Genomic DNA, 16,338 nt, shown 5'->3' with positions numbered 1-16,338 from the left:
GGGAGAGCGAGCGTGAGCGACTGGATACGGCATGGCCTGGTCGGGCTCGACGGCACGGGCGCCGAACGTGCGTTCGGGGAGCGGAGCCGCGCCTTCACGCCTGGGAGCCGCACGCTCCGGCAGGCGGGCCGGCTGCTGTCGCGCCGGTCGGCGGCGCAGGTGGCGGTGGGCGGCTGCGCGGTGCTGCTGGGCGCGATGGTCTGGCACACCTTGCTCGACGACTACGGCGTACGCAACGTGACGGCGGGCACGCTGGGCCTGGCCACGGCGATCGCCATCGCGCTGTGCCGCTTGTGGCCGGTCGCGGCCTGGTGGCTGTCGCTCGGATCCGCCGTGCTGGCGGCCGTGGTGTCGCGCCCCGAGCTGGAGGGAATGGTGTGGCCGAATCCGGTGCTGGCCGCCCACGTCGGTGTCCTCGGCCTGGCCGCCTTCCGAGCGCGTCACCGGATGCTGGTTCAGATGTGGGTGGTCACGCTGGTGGCCGGGGTGATGTTGTGGGCGCTGCTGCCCGGGGAGCAGACGGTGGTGAGCTTGGTGGACATGTCGCTGTTGTCCGGCATGGTGCTGATCACGGTGGGCGCGCTGGGCGGGCGCCGCCGGGCCCTGCACAGGGCGGCGCTGGCCGACCGGCAGACCCGCGCCGAGCAGGCCCGCTCCGCCCTGCTGGAGGAGCGCTCGCGGATCGCGCGGGAGCTGCACGACGTGGTGGCGCACCACATGTCCGTCGTCGCCGTCCAGGCCGAGGCCGCGCCCTACCGCGTGCCCGACCCTCCCGAGGAGCTGACCAGCAGCTTCGCCACGATCAGGGCCAGCGCGATCGAGGCGCTCAACGAGCTCCACCGGGTGCTCGGCCTGCTCAGGGACGACACCCCGTACGACGCCAGCCCGCCGCCCGGCCTGGACCGGCTCGACGAGCTGGCCGCCCGCATGCGGGAGACCGGCATGCGGGTGAGACTGCGGGTCGACGGCGACCGCCGCCCGCTCCCGCCCGGCGTCGAGCTGTCGGCCTATCGCATCGTGCAGGAGGCGCTGAGCAACGCGCTCCAGCACGCCCCGGGCACCGGAGTACACATCGCGGTGACGTACGAGCCGGACCGGCTCCGCCTCCGGATGGAGAACGGCCCGGCGACCGGTCCGCCCCGGACGAGCGGGCGGCCCGGGCATGGGCTGCTCGGCATGCGGGAACGCGTGGCCATGCTCGGCGGCGAGTTCGAAGCGGGCCCGCGCCCCGACGGCGGGTACGCCGTGACCGTGCTGCTGCCGCTCAAGGAGGGCATGTGACCATCAGAGTGCTGATCGCCGACGACCAGGCAATGGTGCGGGAGGCGTTCGCGATCCTGCTGAACGCCCAGACCGACATCGAGGTGGTGGGCGAGGCCGTCGACGGTCTCGACGCGGTGGCCAAGGTCGAGCAGTTGCGGCCCGACGTCGTGCTGATGGACGTGCGCATGCCCGGGCTGGACGGCCTGGAGGCCACCCGTCGTGTCAACGCGCGGACCAAGGTGCTGGTGCTGACCACGTTCGACCTCGACGAGTACGTGTACGAGGCACTGCGCTCCGGGGCCAGCGGCTTCCTGCTGAAGAAGGCCTCGGCGCGCGAACTGAGCGAGGCCGTCAGGGTGGTGGCCGGAGGGGACGCGTTACTGGCCCCGTCCGTCACCCGCCGGCTGATCGGCGCCTTCGCCCGGCTGGCCCCGCCGCGGCCGTTCACCGGCGACGCGTACGGGCCGCTGACCCAGCGCGAGACCGAGATCCTCACCCTCATCGCGCGCGGGCTGTCCAACACCGAGATCGCCGACCATCTGGTGATCGCGGAGCAGACCGTGAAGTCGCACGTCAGCAACATTCTGACCAAGCTGGCGCTGCGGGACCGGACGCAGGCGGCGGTGTACGCGTACGAGACCGGGCTGGTGACCCCCTACTGCGGAGCTAGATCCGACAATCCTCCCGCAGCGCCATGACCCCGGGCCGATCCGGCTCATAGGTTTCCGGTCGAAGACCGTCTTCCGGAGGAGCCCTGTGACCAGGTTTCCCGACATGCTGCACCGAGCCCTCTTCAAGTCCTTCGCCCTGTTCGGCCGCCGGTCCCACGGTGCGGTCCTGCGCCGGTACTTCGACTGGTGGCACCGCAGGCCCGACCCGTGGCGCCTGGCCACGGACGCGTACGAGCAGCGCAAATACCAGACCACGCTCGAGGAGCTGCCCGACGGCGCCTACCGGCGGATCCTGGAGGCGGGCTGCGCCGAGGGCGTCTTCACCGAGCTCCTCGCGACCACCTTCCCCGACGCCGAGATCGTCGGGATCGACATCTCGGAGAAGGCGCTCGAGCGCGCGCGCCAGCGCAACGCGGGCTTCGCCGACCGCGTACGTTTCGTCCACGCCGACATCCTCGACCACGACCTGCGGGCGGACTTCGACCTGGTGGTCTGCGCGGAAACCCTCTACTACGTCGGCGGCGGCGACCGGCTGCGGGACGCCTCGCACCGGCTGACCTCGCTGCTGGCGGCCGGCGGCCTGCTCGTCCTCGTGCACCCGTGGCCGGAGGCGACGCGGCTGCACCGGTACGCGGACGCGGCCCCGGACGTCTCCAAGATCGGCGAGCGGGTCGAGCAGGACGCCCATCGCCCCTTCTCGGTCTCCCTCTACCGGTCGACGGCGAGCGAGTCCGAGATCGCCTCCTGACGCCCGTCACGCCGCCGACACCCGGCGCGGCGCCCGCCGGACGAGCCGGCGCCCCAGAAGCCGGGCTGTGAATTCTCCTGTTTTTACCGGCTGTGTGGATCACCGCCACCAGGGGCGATAAGGCCGATATCAGGGTGCGCCAGTCAGGGGGATCTGTGGCTTAAGCAGGACTTACCGGCCATTGATCAGTCTTGTGTCATCGGGACTCTAGGAGATGACATGGACACGAACGAGCCTCGCGAGCACAGTGCCGGCGGCTGGAGCCAGTTCGGTGACACACCGCCCTCCCCGGGAGGGTTCCCGGGGAGGGGCCCGGTGGGCCCCGCCCTGCCGCCGCCACCGCCGCCGCGGCGGCAGGGTTTCCTGCTGACCCGCAAGGCGATCGCCGGGCTCGCGCTGACGGCCGCGGCCGTCCTGGGCTTGTCGGCGCTGGGCGGCGGCGCCGTGGGCGCGTACGTGGCCGGCGCCGCCCAGCCCGTACCGGCCGCCACCACGGCCGGTCCGAGCCCCGTTTTCCGCACGGTCGCCGACCAGCTCACGGTCGCGCAGGTGGCGGAGAAGGTGCAGCCGTCCGTCGTGATGATCCAGGGGCAGACCGCCGAGGGCTCCGGCGTGGTGCTGTCGGACGACGGGCTGGTCCTCACCAACAACCACGTCGTGACCGGGCAGAACGCCTTGACCGTGAAGTTCAACGACGGCAACACGGCCAAGGCCACCGTCGTCGGCACCGATCCGGCGACCGACCTGGCCGTCATCCGGGCCGAGGGCGTGAAGGGGCTGACCAAGGCCACGCTCGGGGACAGCGACCAGGTCAAGGTCGGTGACCAGGTGCTGGCCCTCGGAAGCCCGCTCGGCCTGGACGGATCGGTCACGGCCGGCATCGTCAGCGCGCTCGACCGTACGGTGACCGCCGGGGGCAGCCCTGACCAGCAGCAACAACTCCCGCCCGGCTGGAGCCCGCAGGGGGCGGGGAGCGAGACGACCACGCTCGGCGGCATGATCCAGACCGACGCGGCGATCAACCCCGGAAACTCCGGCGGCGCCCTCGTGAACGCGGCAGGAGAGCTGATCGGCATCAACAGCGCGGTGTCCAGCGAGGGCGTCAACCTCGGCTTCGCGATTCCCGTGAACACCGCCAAGGTGGTGTCCGAGCAGCTCATCAGCAAGGGCAAGGTGAGCCACGCGTTCCTCGGCGTGAGCGTCACCGACGCCGCCGGTGACGCGCCGGGCGCGCTGGTCCGCCAGGTGACCGCGGGCAGCCCGGCGGAGAAGGCGGGGCTGAAGCAGGGCGACCTCATCACCAAGATCGGCGACACGAAGGTGGACGGCGGCGACACGGTCGTCGGCCACGTCCGCGGCTACAAGGTGGGTCAGCAGGTGCAGGTGACGTACGTGCGCAACGGCGAGACGGAGACCGTGACCGTCACCATGGAAGAGAAGAAGTGACTCCGTGAGCCCCTCGACGTGAAGAAGACGCCGCCGAGGGGCCGGGAGATCCGCGTCAGACGCGGTCGGCGGCGATGAGCAGGTATTGGAAACTGCCGTTCTTGTACGCGTCGAGGAACGACTTCTCGATGCCGGTCGCCAGATGCGTCTTGGCGCGAAGCTCCCAGTAGGGGATGGTGGCGGCGGTCAGATCGATGACGCTGATGGGGACGAGGCGGTTGGCCACCAGCTCCCGGAAATAGGTGCTGCGGGAATGGATGTCGCAGATGTAGTGGGCGTTGATCTGGCTGATGGCCCGGGACGGCAGGCCGTAGGCGTCGTTGTAGCAGCCGGTGATGCAGACGTACCGGCCGCCGCGGCGCAGGAGCCGGGAGTGCTCGGCGAACAGGAGGGCGAGCTCGACGTACATCGTGCTCTCGTTGTTCCAGATCGCCTGGAAGGATCCCGTCTCGAAGCCGGTGTCGAGCATGTTGCGGAAGTGGAAGCGCACCTTGTCCGCCACGCCGCGCTCCCTGGCCTGCTCGTTGGCGAAGGCCACCTGCGCCTCGGAGATGGACACGCCGTCCACCTGGCAGCCGTAGCGCAGATTGGTGAGGAAGCTGGAGCCGCCGCGGCCGGAGCCGGCGTCCATGACGCGGTCCTCGGGCCGCAGCGGGCCGAGCCGGCTGACCAGGGTCTCGGCCTGCAGGGTCTCCAGCCGGTGCAGCTCGTTGACGACGCGTTTCTCGCGGGTCTGCTCGGGGCCGTCCAGCACCGACCAGTCCACGTCGCCGATGCCGTAGTGATGGTGGTAGAGGCCGTCCACCTCGCCCAGCCGCAAGTTGACCGGGTTCCTCTCCGCGTTCCAATAGTCGGCGACAGAGTGCTGGTAGAGGCTGCTGAGCACGGGGCTTTCCGTGTTCGCGGTCACCGGGGATACTCCTTTCCGTCAGGTGTCATGTGACTGGTAGCGGCCGGTGCTGCCGTGCCATTCGAGGCATCCGGCCATCCACGCCTGCGCGCCGCGCAGGAAGCGCTTCAGCTCAGGGGACGGGACGGCGGCCAGTGTGCGCTGGCTGGTCTCGAACCCCCTGACGAAGTCGTTGTGGAGCGAGACGGTGCGTTCGGTCGCCTCGCGGATGGAGCAGTTGTCCTCGGCGGCCATGAGCAGGATCACGTTGGAGTCGGGCAGCTCGTCGGCCGCTTCCTTGGCGACCGAGTGCAGGTCGTTGACGAGGACGCTGGCGGTGCCCGCCTGCATGAGCGCGGTGTGGAAACGGCGGTCGTAGAAGAGGTTCGCGGGCAGCTCGTAGCCGCCGACGATGTCGATGAGCGTCATCGAGGTGTAGAAGCTGTCGTGCTGCCGGGCCGCGAGATAGCGCCAGACCTGCGGCGGCGTCTCCAGGTAGCGCCAGGCGGCGTAGGCGCACCAGCTCACGTACATCTGGAACGTGATCCCGCAGGCCCGCATGACCTGCGACGGGGTGGCGTGCCTGCTCAGGTGGCTGGTGGCCGAGCGCAACGCGACCAGCACGGGGTCGGCCCGGATCGCCTCCTCCAGTTGTCGCGTGTAGTCGCCCGCGGGCGGGGGCGGGTCCATGGCCGACATCACCAGCGCGAGCCGCGGCGGCAGCTCGGTCGGCCTGGCGCCGAGGTCGGTCTCGTCGGCGTAGTAGTCGTCGGCCGCCCACCAGGCGGTGTTCATCTGCGCGGCGACCAGCAGCAGGTCGGGGTCGTCGCTGTCGGGGTGGGTGAGCATGGCCAGCCGCCCGAACCCGGTCTCGCGGAATTCCTCCATCCGCCCCTCGTGCAGGCCCGCCCGCTCCGCCCACGCCACCAGCCGCCGGTCGACCTCCTCGCCGAGGGCGTCGTCGACCCGGACGGTCTCGGGGCAGTAGAGCGGCGGATACGACCCGTCGCCCCATTCCCGCTCCCGGTAGGCCAGCGGGGCGAGGTCGCACCCCGACGGGGACGGCGGCGGCAAATCGGGCTCGTGCCCGTCCCCTTCCTCGAACGCGGGCGCGTGCCGGGGGTCGGCGGCCCGGAAGCTGAGCGTGAAGGTCCCCAAGCCGGTCGGAAGGGGTGGCAGGGTCTCGTACGCGGGCATGGCGCGGCTCCTTTCCAGGGTCGATCGGTCAGGAGCGCGGGGCTGCGATGTCGACGTTCTCAAGGATCCCGATCGCGTCGGGGACCAGGATCGCCGTCGAGTAGTAGGCGCTGACCAGGTACGACATCACGGCCTTGGCGTCGATGCCCATGAAGCGGACGTTGAGCCCGGGTTCGTACTCCTCCGGGATGCCGGTCTGGTGGAGGCCGACGACGCCCTGGTCGTCCTCCCCGGTCCGCATGGCCAGGATCGAGGTGGTCTGCTCCTTGCTGATCGGGATCTTGCCGCACGGGAAGATCGGGATCCCGCGCCAGGCGGGGATCTCGTGGCCGTTGACCTCGGCGCTCCCCGGGACCAGCCCGCGCTTGTTGCACTCCCTGAAGAACGCGGCGATCGCCTTGGGGTGGGCGAGCAGCAGGCGCGTCTTGCGCCGCATGCTGATCAGGTCGTCCAGGTCGTCGGGGGTCGGCGGCCCCGACCAGGTGTAGATCCGCTGTCCGTAGTCGGCGTTGTGGAGCAGCCCGAACTCGCGGTTGTTGAGCAGCTCCCACTCCTGACGCTCGCGGATCTCGTGGACCGTCAGGCGGAGCTGCTGCTCCAGCTGGCTCATCGGGTCGTTGTAGAGGTCGGCCACGCGCGTGTGGACGCGGAGGATGGTCTGCGAGACGCTGAGTTCGTACTCGCGCGGGTGGAGGTCGTAGTCGACGAACGTGCCGGGGATGTCCGGCTCCCCCACGTGGCCGGCGGCGATGTGGACGGCAGCCTCGCCGCGGCGGTTGACCGGCCTGCGCGTGCCCGCCAGATAGCGCTGGACGTGCTCGCGCAGGGCCGCGGACGCGCCGAGGATGCGCTGGAGCTCCGCCCTCGGCGACACCATGATCGTCCCCGCGGTGCCGGCCCTGAGCGTGCACGGCCAGTGCGGGTCCTCCTCGCCGAGAGCCTCGTCGCCGAACTGGTCGCCGTCGGCGATGACGCCGAGGGCCTCCGTGGTGCCGTACTTGCCGGTGGACAGCTTTTCGAGGCGGCCGTGGGCGATGACGTACGTCTCGGTGACGGGGGCACCGGCCTCGGCGATGACCTCGCCGGGCTGGACCTCGCGCGGCGTGAACGTCGCCGCGATGGCCGACAGCACGTCGACATCGTCGAAGCCGCGCAGCACGGGCAGCTCCGCGAGCGTCTCCGGGACGATGCGCACGTCGTCCGCCCCGCGCTGGGCCACGCTCACCCGGCCGCGCCCGACGCGGTGCGTGAGCCGCCGGTTGACCCGATACGTGCCGCCGCGCACGTCGATCCAGGGCAGCATGCGCAGCAGCCACCGGGAGGTGATGGCCTGCATCTGCGGACGGGTCTTGGTGGTCGTGGCCAGGTTGCGTGCGGCCCGGGTGTCCAGGCTCAACCGCGGTTCCGTGGGCATCTTCCCTCCGCAATCGCCGACTCAGTGACTTAACGTAATCACGCGAGCACACTACGGAGAGTCTCCGGTCGGAGAGGGAATGCTTACGGTGGGGAACGGCGCTCTGGCGGCCCCGAGGCTAGATCGAGCGGGAAGGACGCCGGAGCCGGTACCTCCCCACCTCCAAGAAGGCGGCCGAAGGCGTCAACGCCGCCCTCGACGCGGCGCTGTGTCAGTGAGCCCCGAGCAGACCACCGCCTGCCGCGGGCGTCAGGCGCCCAGATCCCGGACGACGTTGTCCAGCCGGTGCGCCAGGTCATCAAGGACCTGGTCGGTCAGGCCGTCCTCCGGGAGCCGGACCGTCAGCTCGTCGCGGCGGGCGATGACCAGCCCCTTGTGGGCGTCGTCCACCTCGGCGGCCGGAAGGACCAGGCAGTCACCGCGGACGAAGACCAGCGTGGCGTCGTCGTCCTCGGAGGTGAGCAACCGGCGGACGCATTCGCGGTCGACGAGCCGGGTTATCGCTCCTCGCGGGTCGTTCTTCATGCGGGCCTCCTACCCGGCCCGCCGACCTGAAACCGGAGGTCACCCGAAGGTCGGCGGGCCGCCGTCCGAGCGGGCCCGCCGCACCCCGAACACGACCAGATACGCCGCCGCCCCCAGCGCCACGACGGCGGGCGGGATCGCCAGCAGCGGCCGCCCGGCCAGCAGCGCCAGCACGGCCAGGACCACCCCGGCGAGCAGGCCGAGGCCGCCCGCCAGCAGGCGCACGCCGAGCGCGGCGGACGGCGGCGGCGACTTCGCCCACTTTCCCCGGCCGGCGCCGGCCACGCCGGGCACCCCGGTGTCGCTGACCTCCTCTGACCCGGCCGGCGGCGGGTCGCGCAGCACTGGAGCGAAGAACTCGTCGTCCGGGTCCTCGTTCGGCCTGTTCATCGGATGTCACCTCGGCTCGGCGGCGTCAAGCTCGCGCAGGAAGGGCGTGACGATGTCGTTCAGCTCGCTGACCAGCGCCTCCAGCGACGCCTGGGCGTCGTCCAGGTTGGGCAGCCCGTCGGCCCGCGCGTGGGTGGGCGTCGGCAGGCGGTCGGCCGCCAGCGGCACCCGCAGTTCCAGCGTGGTCAGCGCGGTCCGCCGCTCGTACGGCGGCGCGATGTAGGCCGGCTCGTCATCGTCCTGCCGCTGCCAGGTCGACCAGCCGCCGGGGAGCGGCACCGGGGCCGGGACGGCGAGCTCGACCACGGCCAGCGGGCCGCGCGTCTCCTCCGGGCGGTGGCAGGTCGCATCGAGCACGCGGGGGTGGCAGCGTACGTACGGCGATTCGGCCATCGGGCGGGTGGCCACCTCCCACGCGCCCAGCGCGAAGTGCAGCGGATCGAGCGTGATCCCGCCCGCGCCCGTTTCCCCTTCCGCCGCCGCGAACGCGTGCCGCCACCTGCGGAGTTGCTCCCCGTACCGCGCCTGCGTGCCCTCGTGCGCGGCGTCGATCCAGAACGCCTGGGTCCCGGGCATGCGCCTCCCCCTCGCCGCCGGTCAGCCCTTGATCTGGATGCGGCGGGAGCGGCCCCGCTCGGTCTTCGGCACGCGTACGGTCAGCACGCCGTCGCTCAGCTCGCCGCCGATCTTGTCCGTGTCGGCGTCGCTCGGCAGGATCGTCCGGTAGACGAACTTGCCGGTACGCCGCCGGAGCATGTTCTCCTTCTCCTCCTCGTTGATCTCCCCCGACACGCACAGCTCGTTGCCGTCGATCTCGACCTGGATGTCGTCCCTCTTGAGCCCGGGCAGCTCGGCGCGGACCAGGTACGCGTCGGACGTCTCCTCGGTCTCGGCGACGGGCCGCCAGCCGGTGGCGTCGATCTCAGCGCTCTGCTCGAACAGCCGGCCCATTTGATCCCACAACTGCTGGAACTCCGTGAAGGGGTCCCATGACCGGCTCGGCCAGGTGCCGCTCCACTGCACCGGTGCCCTGTTACGCCTGATAGGCAGTGCCATTGCCGCTTACCTCCGTGACTTACCGGAACCTGATCGCCCTGCTCGTGCGACTCATCGCGCCCCTACCCCGGCGTCGATCCCCAAATGCGGCGAAACGGCGTTTCCTGACACTCTGGTGAACAGCGTTTCAACGTTGACGAACCCCTCGGATACCTCCTGACCCTGTTCCCGGCTGCCATTGGCCTCCGACAGCAGCGGCAGGGCGGCCACGCGGGGATCGGTCCAGTCGAACGTGCCCGCCGTGGTGTCCAGCCGCGCGCGGCCGATCAGTGGAACATGTCGGGGTCGGAGCGGAGGATCTGGTCGTAGAGGGGCTGGAAGCTGATCCAGCCGACGAGGTCGTCGCCGATCTGCCCGTGGGTGAGCTTGGCCTGGTCATGGTCGATGGAGACGGTCTCGCCCGCGGCCTTGGCCAGCAACTGGGCCTGGCACGAGCGCTCCATCGTGATGAACCACCAGGCGGCGGCGTCAACCGAGTCACCCACGGTCAGCAGGCCGTGGTTGCGGAGGATGACCGCCTTGTGCGAGCCGAGGGCATGGGCGATCCTGCGGCCCTCCTCGGTCTCCATCACCACGCCGGTGTAGTCGTCGAACAGGCCATGGTCCTCGTAGAAGGCGCAGGCGTCCTGGGTCAGCGGCTCCAGCAAGGTGCCGAGCGAGGAGAGCGCCTTGCCGTACACCGAGTGGGAGTGGGCGGCGGCGACCGCGTCGGGGCGAGCCTGATGAATCATCGCGTGGATCGCGAAGGCCGCCTGGTTGACGTGGTACTTGCCGTGGACGACCTGGCCCTGGTGGTTGACCAGGATCAGGTCGCTCACCTTGATGTGCTTGAAACTCATGCCGAACGGATTGACCCAGAAGTGGTCGGTGTGCTCGGGATCGCGGGCGGTGATGTGCCCGGCCACGCCCTCCTCGAAGCCGAACCTGCCGAACAGCCGCAGCGCGGCGACCAGGCGCTCCTGGCGGTGGCGGCGCTCGTCCTCCACGTTGTCGAACTTCTCGGGAAGCCGGAAGGTGAGCTGTTCGGTGGGGATCGGATCCAGGTTCATCGTGCCTCCAGCACTGAGGGATCGAGGCCGGCCGGGGAGCGGAAACCCGCCAGGCCCAGCGTGAGGTCGAGTTCGGCGAGCAGGCTCCGGACCACGTGCCGCACCCCGTCCTCGCCACCACAGGCCAGCCCCCAGACGTAGGGGCGGCCGAGCAGTACGGCACGCGCTCCGAGGGCGAGGGCCTTGAAGATGTCGGCCCCTGTGCGGATCCCGGAGTCGAACAGCACGGTCAGCCGATCGCCCACCGCCGCGGCGACTCCGGGCAGCGCGTCCAGCGAGGCCAGGGCGCCGTCGATCTGACGGCCGCCGTGGTTGGAGACGACGACGCCGTCCATCCCCGCGTCGGCGGCGCGGCGGGCGTCGTCGGGGTGCTGGATGCCCTTGAGGACGATCGGGCCGTCCCAGTTGTCACGCAGCAGCGGGAGCTGGTCCCAGGTGTGCGCACGGCCGTTGAACATCGGCGCCCAGGTCATGATCGCCGCATTGAGGTCTTCCTCGACCGGTTCGGCCAGCCTGGACCGGAAGACCGGGTCGGACAGCGGGATCGCCAGGCCGGTGCCGCGCAGGAATGGCAGGTAGGCGCGGTCGAGGTCGTTGGGACGCCAGGCCAGCGTCCAGGTGTCGAGGGTGACGACCAGGGTGTCGTAGCCGCCCTTGCGGGCGCGCTCCAGCAGGCTCAGCGTGACCTCGTCGTCGTGCGGCCAGTAGAGCTGGTACCAACGGGGACCCCCGGCCTCGGCCACCTCCTCCAGCGTGTGGGAGGAGGCGGTGCTCAGGACCGCCGGGATGCCGAGCGAGGCGGCGGCGCGTGCGGTGGCCAGCTCGCCGTACGGGTGCACGATCGACTGCACGCCGATCGGGGCCAGCGCCAGCGGGGCTGGGTAGGTGCGGCCGAACAACTCGGTGGTCAGGTCCCGCTCGGTCGCATCGCGCAGCATCCTGGGGACGATCCGGTGCCGCCCGAACGCGGCGCAGTTGGCCGCGGCGGTGTCACCGCTGCCCGCGGAGCCCGCCACGTACCAGTAGGCCCCGTCGTCCAGCAGGTCGCGGGCGGCCGCCTGCAGCTTGGTCACATCCACCGAGTACGGCGGGAGCACATCGGCGAGCCCGTTCAGGTAGATCTCGAGCTGGAAGTCGGAGTAAGCCACCGGTCCAGCGTGTCTGCCTGGCTGCCCCATATCAACGTCCACCGAGACCGAATCCCGTTCGTTGGATTGTGCACTGGCACAATCAGAACGTGACCGAGCCGATCGTGCCACCCTCATCTGCCGAGCCACGGTTCGCGGCGTTGAGTGCCCGGCTGCTGGACAGGACGGACGAGCTTGCCGAGGAGCTGGCCCGGCGGGTGCGGGCGGCAGAGGCGGACCTGGCGGTGGTGCCGCCAGAGGATCTGGCCGCGGTCTGCGCCGAGCAGTTGCGGATGACGCTCACCCACCTGGCGGACGGCTCAGCGATGTCGACCGAGTCCACGCAGGCAAACGCGCGCCGCCGCGCGCACCGGGGCGTGCCCCTGGCCGCGCTGCTGCACAGCTACCGTGTCGGCACCCAGTTCCTGTGGGAGAGCTTCGTCGCCGAGGCCGGCGTCGCCGAGCACGCGGTCCTCATCGAGAGCGCGAGCGAGTTGTGGCTCGGCCTGGAGCAGTTGTCGGAGGCCATCCGCACGGCTTACCGCGAGGCCGAGGCCGAGCGTGACCTGCGCGCCAGGCTCGACCGCGACCTGCTCTTCGACGCCCTCCTCGGCACGGACCCGGTACGGATCCGGGAGAGCGCCGACGCGCTCGGCCTGCCCACCAGGGGCCGCTTCCACGCCATCGCCGCCGAGGTCACCGCCGAACTCCCGCCCGGCGCGGTCTGGCGCCACCTGCCCACCGAGCGGCTGGCCGTACTGTCCCTGCCCGACGCCACCCCGTTCCCTCCGCTCCAGGGTGGCCGCTTCGGCGTCAGCCCCGCCTACGACCAGATCTCCCAGACCGCCTCGGCCCTGCGGCTGGCCCGGCTGGCGCTGGCCGCCGTCCCGCCCGGCGACGAAGGCGTCTCCACCTACGGCGACCGCCCGGTCGCCACCTTGATCGCCAGCAGCCCTGAGACCGCGGACGATCTGGCCCGCCGGGTCCTCGGCAGGCTGCTCGCGCTGCCCGCCGGCGACCGCGACACCCTGCTCGCCACCGCCCACGCCTGGTTCGCCATGGGCGGTTCGACGGGCCGAGCCGCCGAGATCCTCTTCTGCCACCGCAACACAGTCCGCTACCGCCTCGGCCGCCTGGAGACGCTCACCGGCCGCTCCGTCCACCACCCACGCGAGGCGGCCGAACTGTTTCTCGCCCTGGAAACCGTCCGCCTCCGAGCAGCGATCATCAACCGCTCGCCTGGTATGTCGACTTCGACATACCAAAACAGCGCACTCACCTGGGCATAGACGCCTTCGACCTCATGCTGGACGACAGCACCAAGCCGTACATCTTCCGGTTCGGCGAACGGTTCCGCTCGGTGGTCCTGCAGATACCGCGCCCGGTCGGGTTCAAGGACCCGTCACATTTCTCCCGAGCCTTCAGGACCAGGTACGGCATCAGCCCTGCCCGCTACCGGAGAACGGCGGCCACACCGGCGTAAGACAAGGCGTCTCCATCCTCGACGCGGCCGAAACGGCCGGCGATGCCGACCAGGTTGCACCCGTACTCGGCTTCCCGGAGGCCAAGACGGCGATCATGTCGGCCACCTGCTGAAACCCGCTTCCCAGTGTCCCGCCTCCACCTCTACGGCGGGGGCTGGACCGTCACGCCGCGTTCTTGGGCGTCTTGTCCTGGCCCGCGGCGATGGCCTTGCGGGTGTCGCGGATGTACGTGGTGACGTACGGATGCGCCGGGTACAGCTCGCGCACCTGCCGGAACTTCGGCAGCGCCGCCCGGTACCGCCGGGCGAAGAAGTCGTCGAGAGCGGAGTTGTAGATCCGCGACGTCCGCGACTGCACCGGTCTGACCCCCGCGGTGGCCAGGTGCTTCTTGATGATGCCCACGGGCAGGATGTAGCTCTGGTTCTCCATCGCGTCGTTCCCCGGGCCCGCGATCAGCGTGCCGACGACCCTGCCGCGCTCGTCCAACACCGGGCCGCCCGAGTTGCCCCCGTACGACGGCGCCTGCGCCTGGATGTACGGCACCCCCGCGATCGTCGTGCGCCTGGCGTTGAAGGCGCCCTGGGTCAGCGCCGGGTACAACTTCGACCTGGGGTTGAAGATCGGGCTGTTGGTGATGACCCCGGGGAACCCGTTGATGTAGAGCTCGTCGCCCACCTGCACGTCGGCGTCGTCGCCGAGCGGCACGGTGGGCAGGTTCCCGGCGCCGTTCATCTTCAGCAGGGCGAAGTCCTCGCCCGGGTAGGTCCGGCCCTGGGCCACCCTCCGCAGCGGGGTGACCTTGGAGGTGGCGTCCATCCCGCCCCCGGGCAGCGCGCGCACGACGCCGATCTTGCTCCGGACGCCGATCACCCGCATGTTCCTGGTGTTGAACCCGCCGAACACCGCCCCGGCCAGCTTGACCATCTCGTCGTCGGGCTGGGCCACGCCCGCGATGCTCTTGAGGTAGCCCTTGACCTCCTCGGCGTTGACGCCGGGCAGCACGATGTTGCCGAACCCTTGGCGCACGACCGCCTTCGGCGTGGACACGCAGTGCGCGCCGGTCACCATGTATCCGTTCGGCGTGATCCACCAACCGGTGCAGTAGCCGCCGAAGCTCCGGTTCTTGAAGTCGACCTTCTTCTCGCCCGGCTTCAGGTAGCGCCCGACGTCCGACGCGGCCGTACGCAGGATCCACTTGATCTGGCTCTGCCGGTCGGACGGGATGCGCCCGGCCTTCGCGTGCCGGCGGGCCTTGACGGTCAGCGCGTCGAACGCCTTGGTACGGCGTGGTAAGGGCACGACCACGGTCCCGGTGTACTTCAGCTCGATCAGGACCACCGCGGGGTCGCTCCGCGCCGCCAGCCGCGTGCCGATCGCCACATCACCCGGTTTCGAGGTCTGTTTCGCTCCATCGGCCAGCGCGTTTCCCTGAGCGACCGTGGCCCCTGCCAGGATCGCGCCCGTCATCACCATTGACCGCAGTACCGGCTTACGCATGATCACACTCCGTCTCTGTCGGTTACCCGTGACCGGAGTGTGCGGCGGCCCGCTGGAATTCTGCTTATAAGCCACATACAGGGAATGTCACGGGATGGAACATCACGCCCGGGCGCGGCCGCCCGCGAACCCGGCACGCGCGTCGTCGCCACCCCTCCCACCTGCTCTATTACTGTGAGTGATCACGAGTAGTGAGCACAGTAAGTGCCAGGTGGGAGGGGATCGACCATGGCACAGGAGCCGAGGATCGACGTCGAGATCAACGCCAGGACCGTCGACAGCAGCCTGACCCAGGAACAGGTCCAGCGGGTCGCGAGCGCGCTCGGCGACCCCGGGGTCTGGTTCGCCACCCCGCCCGTCCGCGTGGGCGAGGCGGCCAGGCCCGACTTCGTGTGGGAGCTGGTGGGCGACAAGCCGCATCTGGGACACATCGCGACCGGCCGGGCAGGCGTCTACCTGGCGGAGGGCCACTCCGCGCTGACCCGGCCGCTGATCTTCGCCGACGGCTTCAACTACGGGCCCAGTGACTTGACCTCGATGTGGCGGCACTTCAACGCCCCGTACGAGAAGGGCGTCCCCGGACTCCTCGACCAGCTGCGGGCGATGGGGATCGACGTCGTGCTGCTGGGGTTCGACCAGCGGCAGGCGTACATCCAGGCCAACGCCGGCGTGGCGGTCGCCTGCGTGCAGCGGGCACTGGCCGAGCGGCGCGGCGACAGCCCGCTGATCGTGGGCGGGGTCAGCATGGGAGGCCTGGTCACCAGGTACGCGCTGGCACGCATGGAGAGCGAGCGTGTGGACCACCAGACCGACAAGTACTTCTCGTACGACACCCCGCACCTCGGCGCCTGGATCCCGCTGGTGCTCCAGCAGCTCGCCTACCTCCACGAGGCACTGCAACCGCGTCACGACGGGGCCGGGCAGGCGGAGCTGATCCGCAGCCCGGCGGCGCAGCAGCTGCTGTGGGGGTGGGTCGAGAGCGAGAGTTACTCGGGGCAGGTGACCGCCTCCAGCTTGCGCAGGGACTTCCTCGACGACCTGCGCAAGGTGGGCTGGTTCCCGATGCGGCCGTACAAGCTGGGTCTGACCAACGGGACCGGCGACGGCCTCGGGGCGGATCTGAAGCCCGGGACCCCGGTGCTCGACCTGGACGAGGGGCCGCTGCGGCTGGTCGCCAGGATCCAGCCGGACATGGGCGAGCTGCGCAACGTCGGCGCGATCGGCTTCGGTGAGCCGGTGTGGACGAGCGCGACGTCGTACGTGGCCGCGTTCGACGGGGCGCCCGGCGGCACCTTGGACGCGTTCGGCCGGGTCGCCGACGCGATGGGGCTGCCGATCCGAGGCCGCTTCCGCGGCACCTGCTTCGTCCCGTCGGTCAGCGCGATCGCGCTGGCCAGGGACCCGCGCCAGTGGCACTCGGACCTGTACACCGACCTGCGCGAGCTGCCCAAGGACGAGACGTTCCTCGACGCGTTCTGCTGCGACACCGGCAACCACCCGCACGGCGCCGTCTCGAAGGCGCTGGTGGAGTGGTTCGTGGCACAGCTGGCCGGTTGGTGAGCGAAGGGTGCCGGCTCGGCCC

Annotated in this window: 17 protein-coding genes; 7 read left to right on the top strand and 10 right to left on the bottom strand. The window is 70.6% G+C overall.

The window, feature by feature from the left end:
- The first annotated feature begins 12 nt into the window (after window positions 1–12).
- The 4 genes from ACIBX3_RS28960 to ACIBX3_RS28945 all read left to right on the top strand — a co-directional run bounded on the left by ACIBX3_RS28960 (window position 13) and on the right by ACIBX3_RS28945 (window position 4,128).
- Window positions 13–1,281: a sensor histidine kinase gene (locus ACIBX3_RS28960; protein WP_397122326.1), complete on the top strand. Its 1,269-nt coding sequence runs from the start codon at window positions 13–15 to the stop codon at window positions 1,279–1,281.
- Window positions 1,278–1,961 carry a response regulator gene (locus tag ACIBX3_RS28955; RefSeq protein WP_397122324.1) on the top strand — a complete coding sequence of 228 codons (684 nt, stop codon included), beginning with the start codon at window positions 1,278–1,280 and terminating at the stop codon, window positions 1,959–1,961. The genes ACIBX3_RS28960 and ACIBX3_RS28955 overlap by 4 nt, the downstream gene beginning before the upstream one ends.
- Window positions 1,962–2,019: 58 nt before the next feature.
- Window positions 2,020–2,682, top strand: a complete 663-nt coding sequence (locus ACIBX3_RS28950) for a class I SAM-dependent methyltransferase (RefSeq protein WP_397122322.1) — start codon at window positions 2,020–2,022, stop codon at window positions 2,680–2,682.
- A 219-nt stretch (window positions 2,683–2,901) separates the two neighbouring features.
- Window positions 2,902–4,128 carry a S1C family serine protease gene (locus ACIBX3_RS28945; protein ID WP_397122320.1) on the top strand — a complete coding sequence of 409 codons (1,227 nt, stop codon included), beginning with the start codon at window positions 2,902–2,904 and terminating at the stop codon, window positions 4,126–4,128.
- A gap of 55 nt (window positions 4,129–4,183) precedes the next feature.
- On the opposite strand, the gene ACIBX3_RS28940 is transcribed toward ACIBX3_RS28945, so the two are convergent.
- The 9 genes from ACIBX3_RS28940 to ACIBX3_RS28900 form a co-directional block, all read right to left on the bottom strand.
- On the bottom strand, window positions 4,184–5,038 hold the full coding sequence (locus ACIBX3_RS28940) for a geranyl diphosphate 2-C-methyltransferase (RefSeq protein WP_397122318.1): 855 nt from the start codon (window positions 5,036–5,038) through the stop codon (window positions 4,184–4,186).
- 18 nt (window positions 5,039–5,056) lie between these two features.
- Window positions 5,057–6,214: a family 2 encapsulin nanocompartment cargo protein terpene cyclase gene (locus ACIBX3_RS28935; protein WP_397122316.1), complete on the bottom strand. Its 1,158-nt coding sequence runs from the start codon at window positions 6,212–6,214 to the stop codon at window positions 5,057–5,059.
- Between the two features lie 28 nt (window positions 6,215–6,242).
- Entirely contained in the window at window positions 6,243–7,628 is a 1,386-nt protein-coding gene (locus tag ACIBX3_RS28930; protein WP_397122314.1) for a family 2B encapsulin nanocompartment shell protein, read from the bottom strand.
- 249 nt (window positions 7,629–7,877) lie between these two features.
- Window positions 7,878–8,153 carry a hypothetical protein gene (locus ACIBX3_RS28925; RefSeq protein ID WP_397122312.1) on the bottom strand — a complete coding sequence of 92 codons (276 nt, stop codon included), beginning with the start codon at window positions 8,151–8,153 and terminating at the stop codon, window positions 7,878–7,880.
- A 39-nt stretch (window positions 8,154–8,192) separates the two neighbouring features.
- Window positions 8,193–8,543: a hypothetical protein gene (locus ACIBX3_RS28920; RefSeq protein ID WP_397122310.1), complete on the bottom strand. Its 351-nt coding sequence runs from the start codon at window positions 8,541–8,543 to the stop codon at window positions 8,193–8,195.
- A gap of 6 nt (window positions 8,544–8,549) precedes the next feature.
- Window positions 8,550–9,119, bottom strand: a complete 570-nt coding sequence (locus tag ACIBX3_RS28915) for a hypothetical protein (RefSeq protein ID WP_397122308.1) — start codon at window positions 9,117–9,119, stop codon at window positions 8,550–8,552.
- Between the two features lie 21 nt (window positions 9,120–9,140).
- Complete coding sequence (locus tag ACIBX3_RS28910; protein WP_397122306.1) at window positions 9,141–9,599, bottom strand: Hsp20/alpha crystallin family protein; 459 nt, start codon at window positions 9,597–9,599, stop codon at window positions 9,141–9,143.
- 266 nt (window positions 9,600–9,865) lie between these two features.
- Window positions 9,866–10,648, bottom strand: a complete 783-nt coding sequence (locus tag ACIBX3_RS28905) for a class II aldolase/adducin family protein (RefSeq protein WP_397122304.1) — start codon at window positions 10,646–10,648, stop codon at window positions 9,866–9,868.
- The gene (locus tag ACIBX3_RS28900) at window positions 10,645–11,796 is read right to left on the bottom strand and encodes a lactate 2-monooxygenase (protein ID WP_397122302.1); all 1,152 of its coding nucleotides are present in this window, start codon (window positions 11,794–11,796) and stop codon (window positions 10,645–10,647) included. The genes ACIBX3_RS28905 and ACIBX3_RS28900 overlap by 4 nt, the downstream gene beginning before the upstream one ends.
- Before the next feature lie 89 nt (window positions 11,797–11,885).
- On the opposite strand from ACIBX3_RS28900, the gene ACIBX3_RS28895 reads away from it, so the two are divergent.
- Complete coding sequence (locus ACIBX3_RS28895; RefSeq protein ID WP_397122300.1) at window positions 11,886–13,064, top strand: PucR family transcriptional regulator; 1,179 nt, start codon at window positions 11,886–11,888, stop codon at window positions 13,062–13,064.
- Window positions 13,065–13,078: 14 nt separating this feature from the next.
- Window positions 13,079–13,258, top strand: coding sequence for a helix-turn-helix domain-containing protein (locus ACIBX3_RS28890; RefSeq protein ID WP_397122298.1), 180 nt, complete (start codon window positions 13,079–13,081; stop codon window positions 13,256–13,258).
- Between the two features lie 163 nt (window positions 13,259–13,421).
- Here the strand turns inward: ACIBX3_RS28890 and ACIBX3_RS28885 are convergent, their stop codons facing one another.
- Window positions 13,422–14,756: a trypsin-like peptidase domain-containing protein gene (locus ACIBX3_RS28885; RefSeq protein ID WP_397122296.1), complete on the bottom strand. Its 1,335-nt coding sequence runs from the start codon at window positions 14,754–14,756 to the stop codon at window positions 13,422–13,424.
- A 228-nt stretch (window positions 14,757–14,984) separates the two neighbouring features.
- Here ACIBX3_RS28885 and ACIBX3_RS28880 point away from each other — a divergent pair, with 228 nt between their 5' ends.
- Window positions 14,985–16,316 (top strand): esterase/lipase family protein, encoded by a 1,332-nt coding sequence (locus tag ACIBX3_RS28880; RefSeq protein ID WP_397122294.1) that lies wholly within the window; start codon window positions 14,985–14,987, stop codon window positions 16,314–16,316.
- Window positions 16,317–16,338: the final 22 nt, after the last annotated feature.

Source organism: Nonomuraea sp. NPDC049480, assembly GCF_044465905.1.
Taxonomy (GTDB): Bacteria; Actinomycetota; Actinomycetes; order Streptosporangiales; family Streptosporangiaceae; genus Nonomuraea.
The sequence above is the reverse complement of the archived record's forward strand: the minus strand, read 5'-3'. Positions and strand labels throughout refer to the sequence as shown.